The 8,830-nt window shown below is 58.7% G+C and carries 5 protein-coding genes; 2 read left to right on the forward strand and 3 right to left on the reverse strand.

Annotated features, from left to right (window positions below; translation table 11 throughout):
* Positions 1–18: 18 nt before the first annotated feature.
* The 3 genes from glgB to KGB03_RS24790 form a co-directional block, all read right to left on the reverse strand.
* On the reverse strand, positions 19–2,250 hold the full coding sequence (gene glgB, locus KGB03_RS24780) for a 1,4-alpha-glucan branching protein GlgB (protein WP_218534665.1): 2,232 nt from the start codon (positions 2,248–2,250) through the stop codon (positions 19–21).
* A gap of 2 nt (positions 2,251–2,252) precedes the next feature.
* Positions 2,253–5,594 carry a maltose alpha-D-glucosyltransferase gene (gene treS / locus KGB03_RS24785; protein ID WP_223529621.1) on the reverse strand — a complete coding sequence of 1,114 codons (3,342 nt, stop codon included), beginning with the start codon at positions 5,592–5,594 and terminating at the stop codon, positions 2,253–2,255.
* Positions 5,595–5,821: 227 nt separating this feature from the next.
* Positions 5,822–7,819 (reverse strand): alpha-1,4-glucan--maltose-1-phosphate maltosyltransferase, encoded by a 1,998-nt coding sequence (locus KGB03_RS24790; protein ID WP_223529623.1) that lies wholly within the window; start codon positions 7,817–7,819, stop codon positions 5,822–5,824.
* Positions 7,820–8,049: 230 nt separating this feature from the next.
* On the opposite strand from KGB03_RS24790, the gene KGB03_RS24795 reads away from it, so the two are divergent.
* Entirely contained in the window at positions 8,050–8,220 is a 171-nt protein-coding gene (locus tag KGB03_RS24795; RefSeq protein ID WP_218534662.1) for a hypothetical protein, read from the forward strand.
* A 414-nt stretch (positions 8,221–8,634) separates the two neighbouring features.
* The coding region (locus KGB03_RS24800; protein ID WP_223529625.1) for a hypothetical protein at positions 8,635–8,830 on the forward strand (196 nt) is incomplete at its 3' end.

Consider the following 8,830-nt stretch of genomic DNA (forward strand, 5'->3'; position numbering starts at 1 on the left):
GAGCGACTCGGTTTTAGATCAACCCTCCGGACGCAGCATCAACACCGCCAGCGGCGGCAGGTTCAATACCAACGAGAGTGCCTGGCCATGGCTCGGCTCATCCTCGGTAAACGCCCCGCCGCTGTTGCCATAGTTCGAACCGGCGTAAGTGGCCGCATCGCTGTTGATCACCTCGGTCCAACGCCCGGCAAACGGTACGCCAATGCGATAACCCTCACGCGGCACCGGGGTGAAGTTAGCCACCACCAACACCGGCCGCCCCTCCCTGCTCCAGCGCATGAAGGCGTAAACGCTGTTGATGGCATCATCACCAATCAACCACTGGAAGCCTTGCGGCGCGTCGTCCTGATCATGCAGCGCCGGTTCCTCGCGATACAGCCGATTAAGATCGCCGACGAGTTTCTGCACACCTTTGTGTTCCGAGTACTGCAGCAAGTACCAGTCGAGTTGCTGATCGTGGTTCCACTCACGCCACTGACCAAACTCGCAGCCCATGAACAACAGCTTCTTGCCCGGATGTGCCCACATGAAACTGAGGTAGGCGCGCAGGTTGGCGAATTTCTGCCAGCGATCGCCCGGCATCTTGTCGATCAGCGAGTGTTTGCCGTGTACCACCTCGTCGTGGGAAATCGGCAGGATAAAGCGCTCGGACCAGGCATACACCAGGCCAAAACTCAGCTCGTTGTGGTGATGGGCGCGGTACACCGGGTCCTGCTGGATGTAGTGCAGCGAATCGTGCATCCAGCCCATGTTCCACTTGTAGTCGAAGCCCAGTCCGCCCTGTTGCGTGCCCTGGCTGACACCCGGCCATGCGGTGGACTCTTCGGCAATCACCAGCGCACCGGGGGCTTCGAGGTCGACCACGTCATTGAGATGGCGCAGGAAGTCGATGGCTTCGAGGTTTTCCCGACCGCCGTGACGGTTTGGCACCCATTCGCCGGCCTTGCGCGAGTAATCGCGATACAGCATCGAGGCCACGGCATCGACCCGCAGGCCGTCGACGTGAAAATGTTTGAGCCAGTGCAGCGCCGAGGCCAGCATGTAGCCGTGCACTTCGGTGCGACCCAGGTTGTAGATCAGCGTGTCCCAGTCCTGATGGAAGCCTTCTTGCGGGTTGCCGTATTCGTACAGCGCAGTGCCGTCGAATTGCGCCAGACCGTGAGTATCGGTCGGGAAATGGGCCGGCACCCAATCGAGGATCACGCCGATATCGGCCTGGTGGCAGGCATTGACGAACGCGGCGAAGTCATCCGGCGAGCCGTAGCGGGCGCTCGGGGCGAATTGCGACAGCAGCTGATAGCCCCAGGAGCCGCCGAACGGGTGCTCCATGATCGGCATCAGCTCGATGTGGGTAAAACCCAGTTCCTTCACGTAAGGAATCAGCCGCTCGGCCAACTCATGCCAGGTGTACAGGCGCGCAACTTCGCCCAGATCATCCAGCTCACATTGCCAGGACCCGGCATGCAATTCGTAGATCGACAGCGGCGCACTCACCCGATGACGGTCGCCCCGGGATTGCATCCACTCGTGGTCCTGCCAATCGATGTTCAGCGGTGAAGCGACTTTTGACGCGGTGTCCGGCGGCAGCGAAGTGGCCAGCGCCATCGGGTCGGCCTTGAGTGGCAGAATGCCGTGGCTACCGAGGATTTCGTATTTGTACGTTTCCCCCGCTTGCATGCGCGGGACGAAAATTTCCCATACGCCGGTAGGATGACGCAGGCGCATCGGGTGCCGGCGACCGTCCCAGTTGTTGAAGTCACCCACCACCGACACCCTTCTGGCGTTCGGTGCCCACACGGCGAAACGCACGCCATCGACACCGTCGACCGTTTTCAGCTGCGCGCCCAGGCAAGCGCTGAGATCGCGGTGATTACCTTCGGCGAACAGGTACAAGTCCATCTCGCCAAGCAACGGGCCAAAGCTGTAAGGGTCTTCGCAAACCTGTTCGCCGCCGGCCCAGCGGGTTCGCAGCAGATACGGCTGCGCCCGATCGAAGTGCCCGACGAACAGGCCCGGCGTCTGGGTGGCCTCAAGGTTGCCGAGTTCTTCCCCGGAGTCCTTGGCCAGTACCTGCACGCTCAAGGCGTCCGGCAAATAGGCTCGAATGAATTGCCCGCCGACACCATCGCCGTGGGGGCCAAGAATTGCAAAGGGGTCGTGATGTTCGGCGCGTACCAGTGCGTCGATGTCCCGCGATCTGGGCAGCAACGCTTCTTTAGCGTGACCCTGTTCCTTGTTCGAGAAACTCATGACTACTCTCCACCAAGATCGGAAAAGGGTTTAAGCCCACTCAATAACCCATACAAGCCGTGCAACGGCACGGGCAACCATGTGGGGCGATTTTCTGCCTCGTAGGCCACTTCATACGCTGCCTTCTCCAGGCCGAACAACGCCAACGCGGCGTCCTCGCCTTCCGGATCTTGCCATGCATGAGCAAGACTAGCTGCCGCTAGCCGATAAGCGTCGACAAATGCGTGTCTTGCTTCATTCAAATAGCGATCGGCGACACGTTGACGAGCGGCTTTGGCATCGGCCGTGTTGTCGACGTTGTGCACATTGATCGCCATCGCCGCAGCGTAGTCAAAGGAGCGCAATACGCCACTGACATCTTTGTACGGGCTGTGTTTGCCCCGTCGTTCGTGCAGCGGTCGCGCCGGCTCGCCTTCGAAGTCGATCAGGTAGGCGTCGCCCTTGATCACCAGCACCTGGCCCAGGTGCAAGTCGCCATGGACGCGAATGCGCAGACCCCCAACGGCTTTTTTGCCCAGCTCCTGAACATGGCTGAGGATGTCTTTTTTGTTGTCCAGTAAACGAGTGACCAAGGCTTTGTCTGCCGGGTTCAATTCGCTTTGATGCTGTTTGAGCAACTTCAGCGCGTGCTCCAATTGCGCCGCCACGTCCTTGGCACAGGCCAGGGCATCTTTCTGGGTGGTGACCTTCGGGGCGAAGTCCGGGTTGTCGCTGGGCGCCGCCAGCACCTGATGCATTTCACCCAGACGCTGACCGAGCATGCCGGCGAAGTCTCTCAGTTCACCCAAGGCGTTGTAGTGTTGCTCCTGCTCGGACATGGCGTCGGCCAGCTCGTCGCGCAGCGCCCTTTCAAGGTTGTTCTGGGTCCATTCCCAGGCGTCGCCCTGATTGCTCAAGTAGCCTTGGGCAATCATCAGCAACGTTTCCTCGCCCGCCGGATCACGGCGAACCACCGAACCCATTAGCGGCGAGATATTGCGGAAACCGGCGTGAGTCAGGAACGCGCTCATTTCCAGCTCCGGGTGCACGCCGGACGCGACCTTGCGGATCAGTTTCAGCACCAGGCTGTTGCCGATCACCACCGAACTGTTGGACTGCTCGGTGGACAGGTAACGCACTTCCGATTCCCCGGTCAGGCCGAGTTTCGCCAGTTCCCACGTCGGCTCAAAGCAGATATCGCCCGCACTGGATGGCACTACGGTATTACTTTGCATGCCCTGCAACACCGCATGCACAAAGGTATCGAGGCTGAAGGCATCAGTGATCAAGCCGACCTGACGCACGCGCCGGACCCGAGACAAGGCCAGTTGCTGAGGCAACGCGGCGCCCACCTGATCTTCAGAGATAAAACCGAACGGCAACTGATAGCGGCTGGTCTGGCCGCCACTGGTGACGTCGATTTCACTCAACAACACGGGGTGCAGCGGATCGCCGAAGCGCACGCCATAAGCGATGTTGACCTGTTCGATGGCTGCGTCCTTACCGGCAAACCAGCGGCGGTTCTGTAGCCAGTTCGGCAAGATGCCCTGCTCCAGCGTGCCGCGGGACGGTGCTTCGAGCAGTTCTTCCATGCGTTTCTTCAGCACCAGCGTGGTGAAGTCCGGCAGGCTTTGCGCCGGTTCCACGTGCCAGCTTGGCATCTGGTTTTCTGCTGCCAGGCCGAACCAGTAGAAGCCGTAAGGCGCCAGGGTCAGAAGGAAATTCAACTGGCCGATCGGCGGGAAGGCGTTACCGCCAAGCATTTCCACCGGCACCATGCCGGCATAAGCGGATAAATCCAGCTCCGCCGCTTGCGCACTGCGCGATACGTTGGCCACGCACAGAATGATTTCGTACTTACCATCCGGCCCGGTGAATTCCCGGGTGTAGGCCAGGATCCTCCGGTTAGTCGGCGAAAGCATTTTCAGGGTGCCGCGACCGAAGGCCTTGGACTGCTTGCGCACGGCGAGCATGCGCCGAGTCCAGTTGAGCAACGAATGCGGATCGCCGGCCTGGGTTTCAACGTTGACCGACAAGTAGCCGTATTGCGGGTCCATGATCGGTGGCAGCACCAGGCTGGCCGGGTCGGCGCGGGAGAAACCGCCGTTACGGTCAATCGACCACTGCATCGGCGTGCGTACGCCGTCACGGTCGCCGAGGTAGATGTTGTCGCCCATGCCGATTTCATCGCCGTAATACAGGGTCGGCGTGCCGGGCATCGATAGCAGCAAACTGTTCAGCAACTCCACACGACGACGGTCGCGTTCCATCAACGGCGCCAGGCGGCGGCGAATCCCCAGGTTGATCCGCGCCCGACGGTCGGCCGCGTAGTAATTCCACAGGTAATCGCGCTCCTTGTCGGTGACCATTTCCAGGGTCAACTCATCGTGGTTGCGCAGGAAAATCGCCCACTGACAGTTAGCCGGGATCTCCGGGGTCTGACGCAGGATATCGGTGATCGGGAAACGGTCCTCCTGGGCCAGCGCCATGTACATGCGCGGCATCAGCGGGAAGTGGAACGCCATGTGGCATTCGTCACCGTTCAGGCCTTTGGCGTCGGTGTCGCCGAAGTACAGTTGCGTGTCTTCCGGCCATTGGTTGGCCTCGGCCAGCAACATGCGGTCCGGGTAATTGGCGTCGATTTCGGCACGGATCTGCTTGAGGACGTCGTGGGTCTCGGGCAGGTTTTCGTTGTTGGTGCCGTCGCGTTCGATCAGGTACGGAATCGCGTCCAGACGCAGACCGTCGATGCCCATGTCCAGCCAGTAGCGCATCACCGACAGCACGGCTTTCATGACTTGCGGGTTATCGAAGTTCAGGTCTGGCTGGTGGGAATAGAACCGGTGCCAGAAGTACTGGCCGGCCACCGGGTCCCAGGTCCAGTTGGACTTTTCGGTGTCGAGAAAGATGATGCGGGTGCCGTCGTACTTATGATCGTCATCCGACCAGACGTAGAAATCCCGTGCCGCCGAGCCTTTCTTGGCCTTGCGCGCACGCTGAAACCAGGCGTGCTGGTCCGAGGTGTGGTTGATGACCAGTTCGGTAATCACCCGCAGGCCACGTTTGTGGGCTTCCGAGATGAACCGCTTGGCGTCGGCCATGGTGCCGTAGTCGGAATGCACGCCACGGTATTCGGCAATGTCGTAGCCGTCATCACGCCGTGGCGAGGGATAGAACGGCAACAGCCAGATGGTGTTGACGCCCAGATCGGCAATGTAATCGAGTTTGGCGATAAGACCGGGAAAGTCGCCGATCCCGTCATTGTTGGAGTCGAAAAAAGACTTAACGTGAACCTGGTAGATCACCGCATCCTTGTACCAGAGCGGGTCTTTGATAAAGGTGGCTGCCTTGGGTTTCTTCGCCATTTGAAACTCCTGTTGAATTCAGTGAAGCCCTTGAGCCGAACGCCTACGTGTGGTGAAGGGGGCTTTTGTGGCGAGGGGATTTATCCCCGTTCGGCTGCGAAGCAGTCGCATACTTTCAATCTTGTTGATGCGGTGTCTGGGCGGATTGGGGGCCGCTTCGCGACCCAACGGGGATAAATCCCCTCGCCACAGAAGCCCTCTCACCACAGAAGTCCTCTCGCCACAAGTCAAGAGGTTGTGATCCGCCATATCCCGAACGGTTGATGCGCCGGGTCGATCCGCATGAATTGGTACTTGCCGTACCAGGTCCAGCGATGACCGTTCATCAAGTCTTCGCCCTGGGTGCTGGCGTCGTCGGGCAAGCCCATTTCCCACAGCGGCAATTCGAAGTTCGCTTCCTGGACGTTATGCGGATCAAGGCTGACGGCCACCAGAATGAAATTGCTGCCATCGGCGCTGCGTTTGCCGAAATACAGAATGTTGTCGTTCCAGGCGTTGTAGACCTTCAGGCCCAGATGCGTCTGCAGCGCCGGGTTCTGCCGGCGGATGCGGTTGAGCTGGGCGATCTCGGCAATGATGTTGCCCGGCGCGTTGAAGTCCCGTGGGCGGATTTCGTACTTCTCGGAATTGAGGTATTCCTCCTTGCCCGGCACCGGTGCCGCTTCGCACAGTTCGAAGCCTGAATACATGCCCCACAGACCAGAGCCCATGGTGGCCAGTGCCGCGCGGATCAGAAAACCGGCGCGCCCCGACTCATGCAAAAACGCCGGGTTGATGTCCGGTGTGTTGACGAAGAAGTTCGGCCGGAAGCATTCGCGCCACGGTGACTCATTGAGTTCGGTGAAGTAGGTGGCCAGCTCGGACTTGTTGTTGCGCCAGGTGAAGTAGGTGTAGCTCTGGGAGTAACCGACCTTGCCCAACCGCGCCATCATTGCCGGGGTGGTAAAGGCTTCGGCCAGGAAGATCACCTCGGGGTACAGCGCCCGCACATCCGCAATCAGCCACTGCCAGAACGGCAGCGGTTTGGTGTGAGGGTTGTCGACGCGGAACAGCTTCACGCCCTCCTCGACCCAACCCACCACGATGTCGCGCAACTCGACCCACAAACTCGGGATCGCATCGGTGGCATAGAAATCGACGTTGACGATGTCCTGGTATTTCTTCGGCGGGTTCTCGGCGTATTTGATCGTGCCGTCTGGGCGCCAGTTGAACCAGCCCGGATGCTGTTGCAGCCACGGGTGATCCTGAGAACACTGAATCGCAAAATCGAGGGCGATTTCCAGCCCATGGTCTGCAGCCGCCGCGACAAGACGCCGGAAGTCTTCGCGCGTGCCCAGCTCCGAATGAATGGCTTCATGCCCGCCCTCTTCGCTGCCAATGGCATACGGACTGCCCGGATCGTCCGGGCCGGCGGTCAGGGAATTGTTCGGGCCTTTGCGGTAGCTGAGACCAATCGGGTGGATCGGCGGGAAGTACAGCACATCGAAGCCCATGTCCTGAATCATCGGCAGCCGCGAATGCACATCGTTGAAGGTGCCATGACGGGCCGGATCGTCAGTGAGCGAACGCGGAAACAATTCATACCAACTGGCGAACTGCGCCAGGTCCCGTTCGACGTCGACCGGGTACTCAGGGCTGAGGCTCAAATAGGCACGATGATCGGCCTGCGTCATCAGCTCAGCGCTACGCTGGTGCAGAAACAGCTCGACCTGCTCGATTTCGAGCAACCCCGACAATTCATGGTGCAACGCCGTCAGTTGCTCGCTCAGCTGTCCTTCGGTGCGTTCGGCGGCTTGCTGGACCAGCGTTCGCCCCTCCTGCAACTCCAGGCTGATCGGCACCCTGGCGGCATGTTTTTTCTCCAGCTCGTAACAGAAGCTGGCGAACTGATCGATCCAGGCTTCGATGCAAAACACATAACGGTCCTGACGCGCGACCCGGAACTGGCCCTGCCAACCGTTATTGCCCAGCTCGGCCATGACTTCGCTTTGCCAGGTTTCCTCACCCTCGGCGTGCCAGCGCACTCGCACGGCCAATTTGTCGTGACCGTCGGCAAACACTTTGCCGGTCACCACCACGTCCTGACCCATCACGGCTTTGACGGCGAACTGCCCGCCATCGAGGGTCGGCATGGTGTTTTCGATGACGATACGCGGCAGCAATAAAGCCTGCGACAGCGGTATATGAGGGTTGTAGCTCAGCTCTGTCGGTTTTTCAGCAGTCATCGAGCATCTCTCCTTTACGCCCCATGGACGCTCTTGTGTCTGTGGCTTGTAACAGGATAGCCATCGAGCAGGATCGTCCGCCCCGCAATGAACTCACTTAGGTTCCGAGCGACAGGCGCCGGTAAAAGTTCACGAGGATTTGCCCGAGCCGTCGAAGGAATCAATTCCTGTACGCAGTGGTCAACACACTTAAGCACGACTTACGCCATGTGCCACCGGAGGTTGAATCTATGAGCATTCCGATCCCTGCCGAAACGCCTGATCCAAACATCGACAGCCCGACCATTCCGCCGACCGAGCCTGCTCCGGAACCCGAGCAGGAGCCGCCGGGCACGACCCCGCCTGCGCGGGAAGATCCGCCTGAAACCATGCCACCGGTAACTGTTGCGCCAGAATCTTAGGGAGAGATTATTAACTGCGCCGTAGGAAGGAACCGACGTCTCGGCGCCGTTTATGAAGACTCGTAATAACGATCTCGAAGCTAATCTATTGGCCAAGATGCACGGGCTTGGAATCAGTCTGCGAAGTACATCCAACAAGCATGTACCGTTCGTCGGAATACCTAACGCTGTCAAACTGAAATATCAAAACAATGCCCACAGACGTTCAGGAAACGCACTACATGCGTCCTCAGACTATTCTTTATTGATAATCCTTTACGCAAACCCGCATCATAAAAAAAATAGGCTGCAACCGTCAGAGTTTCCTCGTATTTTTCCAAACAACAAGACTGTTTAATCACCAAGTTGACGCTCGTGCAATACGTCACCTATCACGAAAGACTTCTTACCCAAGCTTGTATGAAGCTTCCTACAATGAAAAACATTCAAATTTGCAACACGCCACTCAACGAGTTAGAAATTGCTCGTCACTTACTAAACAGTGACTTCTTTCCGAAAAGGAGTTTGAAAATGCAAAATGGAAACTTGACCGAGACAATCTTCAGCTTCAAAAAAGAGTTTGGTGGGGATTCGTTCTCGCACATTGCTGGGGGATCCGGTAGCGCAGGTG

It is taken from the genome of Pseudomonas sp. BF-B-26, assembly GCF_019956495.1.
Taxonomy (GTDB): Bacteria; Pseudomonadota; Gammaproteobacteria; order Pseudomonadales; family Pseudomonadaceae; genus Aquipseudomonas.